The 15903-nt window shown below is 74.2% G+C and carries 8 protein-coding genes and 1 pseudogene; 3 read left to right on the top strand and 6 right to left on the bottom strand.

The window, feature by feature from the left end:
- Positions 1–5: 5 nt before the first annotated feature.
- Positions 6–5012 (top strand): tetratricopeptide repeat protein, encoded by a 5007-nt coding sequence (locus tag ACFXDE_RS27810; RefSeq protein ID WP_380497425.1) that lies wholly within the window; start codon positions 6–8, stop codon positions 5010–5012.
- Positions 5013–5746: 734 nt separating this feature from the next.
- Here ACFXDE_RS27810 and ACFXDE_RS27815 read toward each other — a convergent pair.
- Together ACFXDE_RS27815 and ACFXDE_RS27820 are read right to left on the bottom strand one after the other, a co-directional pair.
- A pseudogene (locus tag ACFXDE_RS27815) lies at positions 5747–6216 on the bottom strand (hypothetical protein); the annotation flags it as partial.
- A 95-nt stretch (positions 6217–6311) separates the two neighbouring features.
- Positions 6312–7466 carry a helix-turn-helix domain-containing protein gene (locus tag ACFXDE_RS27820; RefSeq protein ID WP_380497426.1) on the bottom strand — a complete coding sequence of 385 codons (1155 nt, stop codon included), beginning with the start codon at positions 7464–7466 and terminating at the stop codon, positions 6312–6314.
- A gap of 332 nt (positions 7467–7798) precedes the next feature.
- Between ACFXDE_RS27820 and ACFXDE_RS27825 the strand changes: the two genes are divergently transcribed.
- Both ACFXDE_RS27825 and ACFXDE_RS27830 read left to right on the top strand, forming a co-directional pair.
- Positions 7799–9001 carry an Ig-like domain-containing protein gene (locus tag ACFXDE_RS27825; RefSeq protein ID WP_380497427.1) on the top strand — a complete coding sequence of 401 codons (1203 nt, stop codon included), beginning with the start codon at positions 7799–7801 and terminating at the stop codon, positions 8999–9001.
- A 96-nt stretch (positions 9002–9097) separates the two neighbouring features.
- A complete protein-coding gene (locus ACFXDE_RS27830) occupies positions 9098–10141 on the top strand; it encodes a hypothetical protein (protein ID WP_380497428.1) in 1044 nt (347 codons plus the stop codon).
- Positions 10142–10285: 144 nt separating this feature from the next.
- Here ACFXDE_RS27830 and ACFXDE_RS27835 read toward each other — a convergent pair whose 3' ends face one another.
- From ACFXDE_RS27835 to ACFXDE_RS27850, 4 genes are all read right to left on the bottom strand, one after another.
- Positions 10286–10930, bottom strand: a complete 645-nt coding sequence (locus tag ACFXDE_RS27835) for a DUF4360 domain-containing protein (RefSeq protein WP_380497430.1) — start codon at positions 10928–10930, stop codon at positions 10286–10288.
- Between the two features lie 267 nt (positions 10931–11197).
- A complete protein-coding gene (locus ACFXDE_RS27840; protein ID WP_380497431.1) occupies positions 11198–11752 on the bottom strand; it encodes a hypothetical protein in 555 nt (184 codons plus the stop codon).
- A 206-nt stretch (positions 11753–11958) separates the two neighbouring features.
- Positions 11959–12354, bottom strand: coding sequence for a hypothetical protein (locus tag ACFXDE_RS27845; RefSeq protein WP_380497432.1), 396 nt, complete (start codon positions 12352–12354; stop codon positions 11959–11961).
- A 106-nt stretch (positions 12355–12460) separates the two neighbouring features.
- On the bottom strand, positions 12461–15784 hold the full coding sequence (locus ACFXDE_RS27850) for an ALF repeat-containing protein (RefSeq protein ID WP_380497433.1): 3324 nt from the start codon (positions 15782–15784) through the stop codon (positions 12461–12463).
- Positions 15785–15903: the final 119 nt, after the last annotated feature.

Below are 15903 nucleotides of genomic sequence, written 5' to 3' on the forward strand. Positions count from 1 at the left end.
GCACCGTGGAGTTCGACCGTCGGGTGCAGATCAGGGCAGGGGCGCCGGAGGCCGGCGCGCGCAGCTTCGGGACCGGGTACCTGGTCGGCCCCCGGCTGGTCCTGACCGCGGCCCACGTCCTGGACGGTCCGGCGGGGACGAACGCCGCCGGCGTGACGGTGTCCAGGCCGGGAGCGGGGCCGGGAGCGGGAGCGGGGCCGGGGCCGGGAGCGGGGGCGGGGCCGGGCGAGGAGCATCCGGCCCGGGTGCTCTGGTACCGCAAGGACGAGGCGGTCGACGCCGCGCTCCTGGAGGTCCTCGGGCCGGGCTGGACCGTGCCGCCGTCACTGGGCGAGATCCGGACGCGGCCCCCGCAGCGCTGGGGCCGGCTGATCGGGACCCGTCCGCAGGAGGTGACGGTCGCCGGCTTCCCCCGGATGCAGCGGGACCCGGCGGACGGGCGGCGCCTGGACGAGCAACTGACCGGCGTCATCCAGCCCGGCACCGGATCCCTGGCCGGCCGGTACGAGGTCTCCAGCAGCGCGCCGACCGTGCCGCTGGGTGGCCGGCCCGCCGCCACGGTGAGCCGCTGGTCCGGGATGTCGGGCGCCGCGGTCCTGGCGGGCGACCTGCTGGTGGGGGTCATCCGCCAGGACCGCCGGGCCGCCTCCGGCACCCGGCTGACGGCCACCCCGGCCCGGGCGCTGCTGGAGGACGGTGCGTTCCGGGCGGCCCTGGCGACGGATCCGCCGTGGGAACCGCTCCTGGAGGCCGTCGAGTGCCGCCGCCTGTTCGAGCCGGCCGCCAGGAGCCGTGACCTGCGGTCGGCCGCGATGCTGCTGCGCGCCGACGCGGAGACGGTCCGCTTCCACGGCCGCGCGCGGGAACTGGCCGAACTCCGAGCCTGGTCCGACGGCCCCGAGCGGATCTCGGTGCGCGTCCTGGTGGGGCCGGGCGGGCAGGGCAAGACGCGGCTGGCCCGCCGCTGGAGCGAGACGATGCACCGCGACGGCTGGATCGCCGGCCGGCTGCGCACGGACCTGCCGGACACGACGGAGGACCTGGCGGGCCTGGAGCCGGCAGGCACGAAGCCGGCGGGCCTGGAGCCGGCGGGCCTGGAGCCGGCGGGTCTGGACACCGCGCTCCCCCTGGCCCTCGTCGTCGACTACGCGGACGGCCGGCCCCGGCTGGTGCGCGAGGTCATCCGGCTGCTGTCCGGCACCCGTGGCCGCGCCCGCCTCCTCCTGCTGGCCCGGGCCGACGGCGAGTGGCGGACCGACGTGCTCGGCGCCCCGGCGCTCACCCGCGAACTGCTCGCCACCGCACCCCTGGTCGAGCTCACCGCGCTCTTTCCTCCCGGCGACGCCGAGGACGCCGTCGCCGCCCGCAGAGCGGCCTTCTCCCAGGCGGTGGACGACTTCGCCGAAATCGCCGGCCACGTCCCGGGACTGGCGGGCACCGACTGGCCCACCCTGGCGCGCTCCGTCCCCGCCCCGGCCGAACTCGCCGACGCCGCGTACGAGTCCGTCCTCACCCTGCAGATGACGGCACTGGTCGCCCTGCTCCAGGCCGGCCCCGCGCCCCTGCCCGGCACCGCGGGCGAGCCCGCCGAGGCGAGCCTGCTCCGCCACGAGCAGCGCTACTGGGAGGACACGGCGGGCCTTCCCCCGTTCCGGCTGGCGGACCTTCCCCGGAGCACGCTGGCGCGGGCGGTGGCGGTCGCCGCGGTCTGCGGTGCCGCCGACCCCGCGCAGGCCCGGTCCACGCTCCGCCGGGTGCCCGGGCTCCCCGGGGAACGTGCGGGCGAGCTGGCGGCGTGGCTGCACTCGCTCTACCCGGCCGGGGCGGACAGCTACTGGGGGCAGCTCCAGCCGGACCGCGTCGCCGAGTACCACGCCTCCGGCCTGCTGACCGGCGGCGACCGGCCGGCCGCCGCGCTGCTGGCCGGGGCCTCGGCGCAGCAGCAGGCGCAGCTCGTCACCGTCCTGGCCCGCGCAGCGACCGCCCACTACAACGCCCACCGGCTCACCCAGAGCGATCACACCCTGCTGGCGCTGCACCACGCCCTGGACACCACGCCCCTGCACCGGGCGGCGCTGGCCCGGGCGGTCTCGGCGTTGCCGTTCCCCTCGCACGTGCTGGGCCCCCTCGGTGTGCGGCTGACGGGGGCCCTTGTCGCCGGCATCGGCGGGATCGGCAGCGTCGGCGGCTCCGGTGGCGTTGACGGCATCGACCGTGTTGACGGCGAGGACGGCGTTGGCGGCGAGGACGGCTTCGGCGGCGAGGAGGCTCCCGGCCCTCCGGCCGACCGCGCCGAGGCGGCCAGGGCCCTGAACGCCCACGGTCACTGGCTGACGGACCGTGGGCGGCAGGAGGAGGCACTGATCGCCTACGGGCAGGCCGTGGAGCTCCTGCGGGGTCTGGCCGAGCGGCAGCCGGAGCGCTACGAGGAGGGTCTGGGGACGGTGTTCGGCAACCTGGCCTCCGTCCTGGGGAAGCTGGGGCGCACCGAGGAGGCAACGGCCGCGGCCCGGCGGGCGGTCGAGATCCACCACAGGCGCGGGGAGCACGCGTCGTCGCTCGCCGTCGCGCTGATCACCCTGGCCAACCAGCTCGCGGGGGCGGGACGGTGGGAGGAGGCCGTCGGAACGGCGGAGCGAGCGGTGGAGCTCCTGGAGCCGCTGGCGGCCACCGACCCGGATGCGCACCACCACGGGCTCTCGGTGGCGCTGGCCACTCTGGGCTCGTACCTGGGAGAGCTCGGCCGCCGCACGGAGTCGGTCGCCCCGGCCGAGCGGGCGGTGGAGATCGAGCGGGTGCTGGCACGCGGCAACCGGGCCGCCCACGAGGCAGGATTGGCCGTTTCCCTGACCAATCTCGGCAACCGGCTCGCCCGCGCCGGACGGTTGGAGGAGGCCCTGGCGGCGGCCGCGGAGGCGGTGGCGATCCTGGAACGGCTGGCCGTGGCCAACCCGGCCGGGCACCAGGACGATCTCGCGGCGGCGTTGACCAATCTCGGCAACCGGCTCACCCGCGCCGGACGGCCGGAGGAGGCCCTGGCGGTCACGGAACGGGCCGTGCGGATCCAGCAGCAGCTGGCCGACACCGACCCCGTCGCCCACCAGGAGTCGCTGGCGACCTCGCTGTACGACCTGGGCCGCTGCCTGGAGAACGTCGGGCGGCTGGAGGAGGCGGTGGCACCGACCGAGCGGGCGGCCGCGCTGCTGCGCCCGCTCAGCGCGGTGCATCCGGCGCGGCACCGGGCGGATCTCGGGAACTGCCTGTTCGAACTCGGCCGCCGCCTGGCGGTGCTGGGCCGTCCTCAGGAAGGGCTGGCGCACCTGGAGCAGGCGGCCGCGACCTTCCGGGAGCTCGCCCACGGCGATCCCGCCGCCTTCGGGCTCCGGCTCGGCAAGTCCCTCGCGAACCTGGGCCGCTGCCTGCGGGAGCTCGGCCGTCGGCCGGAGGCGATCGCGCAGCTGCGGGAGGCCGTCCGGGTCCTGCGCGCGTGGGAGGCCGTCCCGGCCCCGCGCGAGCCCGCCCAGCCGCACGAGCCCGCCCAGCACGATCCGGCCCCGCACGAGCCCGCCCAGCCGCACGATCCGGCCCCGCCGGGCGAGCCGTCCCCCGTCCCGGAGACCGCCGACGCGCTCCGGCAGTTGACCGGACTGCTGCGTGAGCAGGGACGCCTGCCGGAGGCACTGGAGGCCGTCGCCGAGGAGATCGCCGCCCGGCGCGGGCCGGCCCGCGGCGGGGAGGAGCAGCACCGGTCGGCGCTGGCAGCCGCGCTGACCGATCAGGGCCACCTGCTGGGCACGCTGGACCGACCCGAGGAGGGTGTGGCGGCCACCCGCGAGGCGGTGGACCTCTGGCAGGACCTGTCCGCCACCTCGCCGGAGCGGTTCGAACAGCCCCTCGCCGTAGCACTGCACGACCTCGGGCACATGCTGGGACGGCTCGGCCGGGACGCCGATGCGGTCGCCCCGATGAGCGCCGCGGTACGCATCCGGTGCCAGCTCGCCGAGGCGGACTTCCCGGTCCATTCGGACGACCTGGTGACTTCCCTGACCACCCTGAGCCTGTTCCTGGTGCGTCTGGAGCGCTGGGAGCAGGCGTTCGCGCTCGCGGCCGCGGCCCTGCGGATCCGCCCCCCGCAGGCCCCGGCGGAGGGCGCCGGCGGTCTGGACGTTCCCGCCTCGGTCCTCCGCATCGCCGTCGGCGGGCTCGCCTCGGGCGAAGCCGGGCCGGCCGACGCGCAGCGGGTGTCCGACGCGCAGCGGGTGTCCGAGGCGGCGCGGGTGTCCGAGGCGGCGCGGTTCGTCACGGGGTTCGGCGCGCGCCGGCTCCAGTGGGAGACCGCTGCGGCCTTGGACGAGTGGGCGACGGCGCTCCCGGACACGGGCGGCCGGTGGAAGGAGGCGGAGTTCGCCGCCGCCCTGGCCTCGGCCCTGTACCTCGGCCTGGCGGCCGACGATCCCCGCTGCCTGCCCCGGTTCGCGCAGTCCTGCGCCCGCCTCGGGGACCTCCGGCACGCGCTCGCGCGGTGGGAGGAGGCGGCCGACGCCACCCGACGGGCCGTCACGACCTACCGGTGGCTGGACCGCTCCGGGCCCGTCCGGTACGGGCCGGAGCTGGCGCGGGCGGAGAGCGACCTCGGCATCCGGCTGGCCATGGCCGGGCACTGGGAGGAGGCGCTGTCCGCCGCGACCGGGGCGGCGGACCGCTCCCGCGCCCTGGCCGGCGAGGACCCTGCCCGGTGCGCGCCGGAACTGGCACGGTCGCTGTCGGCCGTGGCCTGGATCGGCAGCCGCGCGCGGCGCGACCTGCCCGCGGCACTGGCCGCGGCCACCGAGGCCGTGGAGCTGTACCGGCTGCTCGCGGCGGCCGCCCCGGAAGCCGTCGCACCCGAACTCGCCCACGCCCTGGCCGTGCAGGCCGACGTCCTGGAGGCCCTGGGACGCCGCCGGGACGCCGCCAGGCTGCGCCGGACCTTCGGATCGCCGCCGGGACAGCCGCCTCCCCGGCGGCGGTAGCCGGGCGGCGGAGGACCGCTCGCCTGCCGGCCCTCCGTGAAAGGCCGGCGCGGATGCCCAGGGAGCACCGAACGGGCCCAGTGTCCGTGTCCGGGCCTGTACCTGTGCCTGGACGGAGCCGGACGGCCTGACGGCCCGGCACGGCCACAGCGGCGGCGGGAACGTGGAGTCGGTCCGGTGGTTCGGGGCCCGTCCCGACGGCGGTCACCGCGGTGACCGCCGGGGCGGTCGCTCCCGGCCGGCTTCCCGGGATGCCGGGCGGCCCGGCCGCAGGAACCGGTGTGTCCGAACGACCGGGCATACTGACGCCGTGCCGACCGCCGAAGACCCCCACCAGCACCCGTCCCGCGAGCCGGAGCCGATAGCACCGGGCCCGGCGATGCCCGACCCGTTCGAAGGGCTCGTCCTGGACGAGCGCTTCATCGGGGACGCCGCCGTCAAGGAGCCGACCGCCCGGACCCGGATGCTCACCGCGCGGTGGCAGAAGGAGCCGCCGGTGGACCCCGGGGGCCGCCGCTGGACACCCGGGCCGTCCTCCGGCCGGGCCCGCCCGAAGCGGACCTGGCTCCGGTGCCGGGCGACGTACTGGCGACCGACAACCGGATCCCCCGCTGACCGGAGTTACCCGAGGAAGGTGCCGACGACGCCGAACCGGTCACGGCGGTACGACCGTACCGCTCCCCCTGGCGATCTCCTGCTGCCGGAGGCCCGTCAGCAGGGCACACGTAGCAGTCAACACGGTCGGCCCACTCGGTGCCCCTGTGCGAGAAGGACACCTTCGCGGCGAGGACGTACCGGCCGTGCGTCGATTTCGCCAGACCGGTGAGCGGGGCGGGCAACTTGATGCTGACTTCGCCGTCGGGGGTGACGCGGATCGTCTCGTTGCCGAACCGCTTGCCGGACTCGCCATCGGTGGCGAGGAACCACCGGGCGGTTTCCCACTTCTCCCGCCACCGGGCCTCGGTCAGGTCCGCGGCGTCGAGGTGTGCCGGGTGCCCAGCAGATCCCGCGACGCCAGCGAACCGAGGTGCTCGCCGACCAGCCGCAGCACCTTCTCGTCCTCGGGGGTCAGGCCCTTGAGACGGTCACGGACCGTCACACCCGACGGGCCAAGGGAAACGAACGGTGCGTCGATCAGCCGTAGCGGCTTCCCCCTCTCCGTCAGTGCCACCACCCTGGCACACGCCACCGACAGTCGCTTCATCGATCCAACAAGCCATGATCGAAAACGAACTCACGGACACCCACGTGCACCAAGACGACCTCGATCCCCAGCAGTTCACAACCCCCGTGCGGCCGTCACTTCTGGAAGGGGCTCGGCTCCCAGGCTTTGCCGCCGGCCGGGTAGCTGTACAGCGGTCGGCCCTTGACCGCGCTGGTGCGGAACGGCGCGCCGTCGGCCAGGCCGATGGGCAGTGTGCCCGTCCGGTTGCCGCTGGACCACTCCAGTTCCAGGTACCAGCTGACGTCGTGGGAGGTGGTCTCGGCGGTGACCTCGATGACCTCCGGGTCCCGTTCGCTCACCTTGAGCGGCAGGCCGGTGCTGCCCCCGGTCAGGACCGGACGGGGGCGGGCCGCGTCCAGGTCGAGGTCGTAGGAGTGGACGTCCATTCCGCCGCCGCAGCCCTGGCCCATGGAGTAGGCGTTCCAGGCCAGCGGGGCCGCGGTCCGGGCGACGCGGACGTTGAGGGCGGTCAGCACCACGGTGTCGCCGCCGGTGCCCTGCACGGTGAGCTCGATCGACTGGTAGTGGCCGGGGACCGCACCGACCTCGGAGGCCCAGGCGGGGACGTCCGCCACCGCGGGCGGCCGGGGGACTTCCGACGGCGGACGGTCGACCACGTACTGGTCGCACTCGGCGTCGCGGAGGGACGGGCGGACCGTGACGGTGATCGGGGCGCTCGCACCCTGGTCCGCGGTGCCGACAGGCCCCGCCGGGGCGGGAGCGGACACGGGGTCACCGTCCCTGTGGGTCTTGAGATCGGTGGCGACGGCGCCGATGGTGGCGAGCACGACGACTGCCGTCACGGCGGCGAGTACGCTCCGGCGCGAACGCCTGCGTGGCGGCGCTGCGGGGGTGAGCGCCGGGCCAGCCGTCTCGTCCTCTGTGACACTTCCCGCGGCCGGTTGCGGTGTCGCTTCCGGCGTCGGCGCCGGTGCCGGTGCCGCCGCGGCGGAGGCCTGCCGGTTGCCCCGCGGCTCGTGGGCGATGCCCCACAGCCGGTAGAGCTCGGTGCGCTCCTCCGGGGTCGCCCCGCACAGCCGGGCAAGGCGCTCCAGCGGGGCGAACTCCGCCGGCATCACGTCGCCGTTGCAGTAGCGGTGCAGGGCCGACGTGCTCACGTGCAGCCGCTTGGCCAGCGCGCCGTAACTGAGGCCCGAACGGCTCTTCAGCTCCTGGAGCAGCCGCGCTGCCCCGTCCGCCTCCCTCAACTCCCCGGTCCCCTCTGACACTGATCCTCCACCCCGTTCCTGAACCCCCGCGGTGATCGCGCCCCCCGGCTGCGGCCGTCGCCGGAGCCGGATCACCTGGACGCGGACCGGCGGCATCGGCATTGGCATCGGCCGCGCCGTCCCGGCGCCCGCGAACGCGTCCCAGGAAGGTTACGTCTTCCCAGCTCAAACACGGTAGAAGCGTCCCCGCGTCCCTGATCATCGGCCCACCGTTGCAGCCGGGACGAATCGGCGCACAAGCTGACGTCGAACACCGAGAGGGAGCAACTGTGAGCACTGTTCGAGCGGCCCGGGCCGCTATACGCACCAACGTCGTCTTCCACCGCGGGGCGGTGGCACTGGCGATGGGCGGGGTCCTGCTGATGTCCTCGGCCTGCGGCGACGGCCAAAACAAGAGCGCTGACACCGCCGCCTCCGGCGCACCCTCGGGCACCCCCGGCGACACCCCCTCAGGCACCCCCGGCGGGGCGGCCACCGCGGCGACGCCGAGGACGTCGACCGCGGTGCTGGACGTGGAGCCGAAGGACGGGGCCCAGGCGGTCGCACCGACCGCGCTCCACGTGAGCGTCTCCCACGGCACGCTCACCGCCGTCGCCGTGACCGACAAGGACGGCAAGCCCGTCCAGGGCTCGATCACCCCGGACGGCACCGGCTGGAAGCCCGCCGCCGCGCTCGCCCCCGGCACGGCGTACACGGTGAACGCCCAGGCGAAGGACGCCGACGGCCTGGTCTCCGCGGCCACCAGCGCCTTCACCACCGTCTCCCCCGGCAAGCGGGTGTCCAGCAACGACAACATCGCCGACGGCCAGACCTACGGCGTGGGCATGATCGTCAAGGTGGACTTCGGCAGCAGGATCGTGAACAAGGACGCCGTCGCCAAGGCCATCACCTTCGAGACGGACGACGGCACCGAGGTGAAGGGCCACTGGTTCGGCGACGACCGGATCGACTTCCGCCCGGCGCAGTTCTGGAAGCCGAACACCAAGGTCACCATCCACTACCGGCTGAAGAACGTCGAGGTCGCCCCCGGTGTCTGGGGCGACGTCGACAAGGACGAGCCGTTCGTCATCGGCCGCTCCCAGGTCTCCACCGCGGACGCCGCCACGCACCTGTTGACGATCGTGCGGGACGGCCGGACCACCACCGTGCCCGCCACCCTCGGCGACGACAAGCACCCCTCCTGGGGCGGAACCATGGTCGTCATGTCCAAGGAGAAGGTCACCCACATGAACTCCCAGACCGTCGGCATGGGCAACGAGTACGACATCCCCGACGCCCCGCACGCGATGCGGCTGACCAGGAGCGGCACCTACCTCCACGGGAACTACTGGTACAAGGGCGACCCGTTCGGCAAGGAAAACACCAGCCACGGCTGCGTCGCGCTCAAGGACGTGGAGGGCGGCAGCGACACCTCCCCGGCCGGGTCGTTCTTCAACAGCTCGCTGATCGGCGACGTCGTCAAGGTCGTGAACACCAAGGAGAAGACCGTCGCCCCCGACAACGGCCTCGGCGGCTGGAACCTGGCCGACTGGTAGCACCCGCCCGCCGGCGTGAGTCCCCGTCGGGGCAGCGGGGCGGCTCCCGGCCGCCTCACAGGTCGGTGTGTCCGAACGGGCGGGCATACTGGCGCCGTGCCGACCGCCGAAGACCCCCACCAGCACCCGTCCCGCGAGCCGGAGCCGGCCGAGCCGGGCCGGGCGACACCCGATCCGTTCGAGGGGCTCGTCCTGGACGAGCGTTTCGTCAAGGACGCCGCCGTCAAGGAGCCGACCGCCCGGACCCGGATGCTCGCCGCGCGGTGGCGGCAGGAGCCGCCGGTGGACCCGGGAGGCCGCCGCTGGACGCCCGGGGCCGCCTCCGGCACGGCCCGCTCACGGTGGTTGCGGCCCGGACGGCGGCGCACCGCGCTGATCGCGGTCGCCGCGTTCGCGGCGCTGGTGGCCGTCGCGGTCGGGACGGACCCGGCCGGTCTGCTGAACGGGGCCGGCCCGGTGGCGCGCCACCCGCGGGGTGTGCCCGCCTCGCCCCGGCCGACCGCGGACGTCGCGCTGCCCGGCGGCGGGGTCTCCGACGGCACCAGGTGCGGCGCCAAGGGCTTCCACCACTTCGATCCGGCGCCCGGATCCTTCACCTTCGCCGGGTCACTGGCGGACGCCCCGCCGCCGGGACCGCAACTCGCCCTCGGCTCCTACGGGTTCTCACGGGACGCGGCGAACGACCCCGGGCGCTTCACCATCGGTCTGGACCTCGCACCGGGCCCCGGCGGCAACGCGCTGGACCTGTCCGCGCCGCTCGGTCCGCAGGGCGTGGCGGTGGAGATCGAGGGCCCGGACGGCCTGGTCGGCGGGGCCCACGGACTCCCGCTCACACACGACGGCGACGCCCCGTCGGGTGACGCCCCGTCCGGCGCGGGCGGCACCGTCCACGTCGGACCGGAGAGCGGCGCGTCCGTCCAGGTGAGCCTCCCGGCCGCGGCCCTGTGCCCGGGCTTCGACGGCTTCGCCCTCCAGCAACGCCTGATCGCACCGACCGACTCGCACAACACCATCACCGGCCAGCCGTACTACCGGCTCACGGTCTCCATCTCCGATCCGGCGATCGGCGCGCTGCGGCGCCAGGTGGGCTCGACGGTGCCGGGCGACGTACTGGCGACCGACAACCGGGTACCCCGCTGACCGGAGTTACCCGAGGAAGGTTCCGACGACGCCCGGCGGGAACGGCGAAGGGGCGGCCCGGGCTCGGGCCGCCCCGACGCGGTGCTGCCACCGATCACGGGAGCCGCTGGCCCGGACGCACCCACCGGCCGCAGCGCCAAGAGGTCACGGGCACTGCTTCCAGGCCAGGTGGTACACGGTTTTGATCCCGCCGGCCGTCGAGTCCATCCCCAGGAAGCTGGTGGCGCCCGGGCTCGACGTGCCGGGATCGACCTGCAGTTCGGTGTCGATGCCGAGGCTGCGTTCCTCCCCGCAGGGGGCGAAGACCAGGGCGGCGGTGTCCACGGTGTCGGTCACCTGCCAGTCGTTGTTGAATCCGCCCTTGAAGTGATGGGTCTTGTGGATGGTGCGGGGGTCGCCCTGGAAGTGGTATCCGGCCCGCACGGTCCCGGACGCGCCCGGCGCCAGTGACGCGAAGCCGCTGTAGCCGGCGGACACGATCGCGTAGGTGGAACCACCGGGGACGTGCACGAGCAGGTTGAGCTGACAGTCCTTCCGGAAGTCGGTCGGCGCCGACCCGGGTCCCACCTGGGCCATGTAGTTGCTGTAGGTGACGGTGAAGGCGGTGTTGTCGGGGGACACGGCCACGGCGGCCGTCCCCGCCGGGCAGCCGGAACCGGCGGCCGCCACGCTGTCGATGACCATCCGGTCCGGCGGCGGGGGCGGAGGCGGAGGCGGGCTGCCGCCGAGAGCCGACGAACCGAACAATGATGTAGCGACACCGGTCGCGGCCAGCACGCGGAGCACCATGGGCTTCCCTTCGATCGTCCACGGATCCGGGGCGGGCACGGCTTTCCGGGCCCGCCCCCGGACTTCACGTCGGCATCGCACCACACGTTGCACGCCCGAGCACGGAAGGTGACGCCCCGGTCACTCAGACGGCCTTCAGGGTGGAGGTCGCATGACATGGCAGGCTCGGAAGCAACCCCGGAGGCAGCCGGCCGGGGGTGTTCCGCCCGGTATCGGGGCGGGACGGCGCGGGCCCCGCCGCGGTCGCGCGGCGGGGCCCGGGGGGCGTCACTTGACGGCGGTGAGGTCCAGCAGCGTGTACGGGCGGCGCTGCGGTTCGGTGGCCTCGCCGACCGCGTTCGGCATGTTCCGCTGCAGCGTGAAGGTCTTGTCCACGGCCTGGTCGCCGGTGCCGGTGACCATGTGGGCCGTCACCGCGTAGTCGGGGGTCGTGATGCCGTAGACGGACGGCAGCTCCAGCTTGAGGGAGGCGCTGTTCCCGGTGATCTGGAAGCAGAACTTGCCGTGGCCGATAGTGTCCCGGTCGCCCATGCCGCGGGTGTCGATCTGCAGCACTCCCGGCTTGGTGGTGCCGGGGGTGGGGCAGTCGACGAGGAGCATGTGGCCGTCACCGGTGATGAGCTTGATGCCGCGGTCCGTGAAGATCTTGTCGGCGCCCGGGTAGGCGAAGTCCTCGACGGCCGGCGGCGGCGGGGTGTCGTCGGCGGTGACGGCCGCGGAGCCGGCCGGAGCGCCGGTCGCCGCGTTGGCGGCCGCGACGCCCGTGAACGCGACGGAGCCGGCGACCGCGCCGGCGACGAGCAGCTTGGAAATGGAGCGCATGGGAATCCCCCCTGGAACGTTTCGGAGTCGGTGGTTCACGGCATCTGCGCGAATGACCCGGAGGCCGTCACCGGGAGTATTGCTATCACGAACGGATGACGTTCCGGAAGATCATTCTTCCGGCCGGGAGAAGAATCATCGAAACGTGAGTATGTATACGAAGTCTATGGGCGAATTGATATTCCGAACGGCCCTTTGCCGGGCAGCTACGGCTTGAACAGGTACAAGAGGCCGCCCATCGCGACCGCCGCGAGGGCGAAACGGATCATGGCTTCCTGGGCGAGGCCGTAGTGCTCCAGCGGCAGGCTGCCGTCCTCGGGGCGTTCCAGGACCATCCGCGCCATCTTCTTGCGGAATCCGAGCAGGCTCGCGGGAATCATCAGGCAGACGATCGAGTACATCGAGAGCAGCAGCTGGGGCGGGTAGTCGGGCTTGGCGATCGAGGCGATGTAGGTGAACGTCGCCAAGACCACCGGCATGGTCGAAACGCGGATCCGGGTCGCGCGCGTCGGCATCGAAGGCACCAGCAGCGCGAGGTTGACGGCCGCGCACAGGGCCGCGATCAGCCACCAGGAGGTCGTGCTGAGGTCGAGTACGTACATGTCCACCCCTTGTCGACCGTGGGGCCGCGCCGGACGCGGCCCCACGGTCCCGTTCGAATTGACTCGCCGCTTTTCGGCAGCCTAGACCGCCGGACGGTTCAGGAGATCACCAGGTGAAGAGGCCGACAATGCCGGAGGCCACGGCGGACCCACCCTCGATGATCTTCTGACCGACTGCCTTGGCGCCCTTGATGCTGGTCCTCACGGCCGGTCCGGCGATCTCGCCGTAGATCTTGCCGTAGGGGCCTCCGATCGTGCCGAGGATCGTGCTGGTCGCCGCGTTGAGGAAATCCTTGCTGTTGAAGCCGTCAGCGAGGAGCCACGCACCGGTGCTGAGCAGACCGGCACCGAGGGAGAACGCTCCGAAGACGCCGAAGCTGATCTCCCCGAGGGGCGGCGGAAGGACGACGAGCGAACCGACTGCGGCCAGGCCCCAGATGGTGCTGTAGTGCCCCGTCTCCGTGGCGAAGTTGCGGATACCGTCCTTGCCGTCGCCGCCCGTTCCACCCGTTCCACCACTTCCGCCGGAGCCCCCGGGCGGGGTGGCGGACGCCGTTTCGTTGACCTTGTCGTTGGCCGGGTTGTTGGACGGGCTGACGTTCGCGGCCTCGGCCTGACGGGCCGCCTGAGCCGCCGCGGCTGCCGCCGCCGCCTGCTCCTGGGCCCGCTTGTCCGCCGCGATGCTGTGTGCCTCCCGCGCGGCCGCGGAGGCCTCGGAGGCGCTCTTGCCGGCGGCCGTAGCCGAAGCCGCCGCACTGGCGGCCGAGGCACGGGCGCTGGCCGCCGAGGCGGTGGCCTTGTCGGCGGAGGCGACCGCCTGGTTCAGCGAGTAGTTGGCCGCGCGGTTCGCCTTCTGCGCGGTCGCGGCGGCCGACTTGGCCTGCTGGGCGGAGGCGGCCGCAGCGTTCGCCGAGGCGTCCGCCGCGGTGGCCTTGGCCTTCGCGTCGTCCGCGTAGCCCTTGGCCTGCTGGGCCGACGCCTGGGCCTTGTTCGCCCAGTCGTTGGCCTCCTGGGCGGCGTTGCGGGCGTTGGCCGCGACCTGGTACGCCAGCTGGGCGTTCTGGGTGGCGGTGACCGCGTCCTTCGCCGCGTTGGCGATCAGCGCGAGGACCGAGGACACGTGGGTGTCGGTGTCCGAGTCGAGCACGGCGGCCTTGTACTGGACGGTGGTCACGAAGTCGTGCTGCATCCAGGCCGGCCCGGCGAGCGCGACCTCGGCCGCCGCCTTGACGTTGGGACCGGCCTGGCCGTTCAGGACGGAGAAGATCGTCACCCGGTCGTCCTCGGCCACGGCGCGCTGGTAGCCGGTGTGGACGAAGTCGGACATCGCCTTGGCGCTGCCGTTGCTCAGTGCGGCGGCGCCGTCCCGCTGGACCGCGGTCCCGGCTCCGTTGAGCATCGTGAAGATGGTGTACCGCAGGTCGTCGGCCTGGACGTCCAGCGCGCCACCGGAGAGGAACTTCGCGACGGCGGTCGGGTCCGTGCTCTCCAGCGTCCGCTGGGCGGCGCCCGCGAGCGTGGAGGTGCCGATCGTGGACAGGTAGGTCACCTTGTCGCGGTCGTCCAGCCGCAGGCCGTCCTGGTACTCCTTCTTCGCCCAGGCGACCACGCCGTCGTCGTTGTCGGCGAGCGCGGCGCGGGCGGCGTCCCGGGTCCAGTAACCCGCGCTGCCCAGCAGGTTGACGGCGGCCTTGCGGCCGAAGCCCGCCGCAGTCTTCGGGTCGGTGCCGGGGGCGGCGGCCTTCTGCACCAGGTCCTTGGTGGCCGTGTCGAGCGCGGCGGCCGAGGTCTGGTCGCCGGTCAGCTTGGCCTGGTCCGCGGCCTCCGCCTTGACGAGGGCGGCAGCCTCCTTGAGGCCCTGCTGCTTGTCGGCCTCCAGCTTGGCGGCCTCGGCCTGACGGGCCAGCTGCTCGATGCTCTGAGCCTCGGTGACGGCGTCGTTCGCGGCGGTCGCGGCCTCGATCGCGGCGTTCGCGTGCGCGGTCGCCACGTTGGCCCAGTCCTGTGCCTGGCCGGCCGACGCGGCGGCCTGCTCGGCGGCCGCAGCCGCCTTGTCGGCGTGGTCGGCGGCGCTGGTGGCCCTCCGGTTCGCCTCGGCGGCGTGCCCGGCGGCCGCGTTGGCCAGGCTCTCGGCCCGGCCGGAGGCCGCGGTGGCCAGGTCCGCCGCGGAGCGCGCCTTGCCGGCCGCGTCCCGGGCCCGGGCCGCCTGGGCACCGGCGGCGCCGGCCGAGCTGCCGGCCTGGGCGCTGGCCTCGGCGGCACTGGCGGCATCGCGCGCGGCACGGGCGGCGGCGGCACCGGAGCGCCCGGCGTCGGCGCTCGCACCGGCCGCCGCGGAGGCGGCACCGGCGGCGTCCCGGGCACCCTTGGCGGCGTCACGGGCCTGCTGGGCGGCGGCGCTGGCGGCACCGGCCTCGTTCCGGTTGCCCGCGGCAGACGCCGCGGCCCGGTACGCCTTGGAGGCGGCCTGCTCGGCCGCGGCCGCAGCCGAGGCGGCCGACTGCGCGGCCGAGGCGGCCGTGCGCGCGGCGGCGACGGCGGCGTTCGAGGCGGAGATCGCCGTCTCCGCGGCGGCGGCCGCGCCCTCGGCGGCCTGCGCGGCGCTGTTGGCCGCCGCACCCGCCTTGTTGACGTCGTCCTTGGCGGCGGCGGCCTCGGCAGCGGCCCGCTGCGCGGCGTCCTTCGCCTTGCCCGCGGCGTCCTCGGCCCGGGCGCCGGCCTGCTTGGCGTTCTCGGTCTCGTTCTTGGCGCGCTGGCCGGCCTCCTTGGCCGCCTGGGCGAGCTGCGCGATCGAGAGCGTCTCCTGGTCCCGGGTCCGGGCCAGGTACTGGCCCTTCTCCAGGAACGCGCGGACGTCCTGGGCCGTCCCGGCGAGCGCCCGCTGCGCCTGCTTGGTGTACTCGGGCCCGGGGTTCTGGCCGAGCGCGGCGAAGATGGCGAACCGGTCGTCCTCCTCCTGCGCCTTGGCCTGACCCGTGGTCAGGAAGTCTTCCAGCGCCTTCTGGCTGCCGTCGTTCAGCGCCTTGGCGGCGGCCGCCTGGACACCCGCCTCACTGTTGTTCAGCACGTAGAAGACCGCCGCCCGGCGGTCTTCGTTCATCGGCTTCTGCCAGCCCGACGTGACGAACGCGTGGACGTCCGCGTCGGTACCGTTCAGCGCCTTCGTGGCGGCCTCGCGTACACCCACACCGGTGTCGCTGAGCATCTTCAGGACGGCGAAGCGCTCGTCCTCGGCGGAAGCCCGGGCCAGGGTCTCGCCGAGGAACCTGGTGAGGTCCGCATCGGAACCGACCAGCGCCTTCGCGGCGGCGTCCTTGGTCGAGACGCCGCCCAACTCCCAGGCCTCGACGACCTTGCCGCGGACGTCAGCCGGCAGCGGCGCCGGCCCGACATCGGACGGCAGGGCCTGGGCGGTGGTCGTACCGGCCACGGTGGCGGCAAGAGTGAGTGCTATCAGAGTAGAAAGTTTCTTGCGGACCCGCCGCTCCTGCGGCAATCCTGTCCGATTTGTCGTGTAGGTCATGACCCCTCACGTTTTCCCCCTGGCCC

The sequence above is a fragment of the Kitasatospora sp. NPDC059408 genome (assembly GCF_042751525.1).
Taxonomy (GTDB): Bacteria; Actinomycetota; Actinomycetes; order Streptomycetales; family Streptomycetaceae; genus Kitasatospora.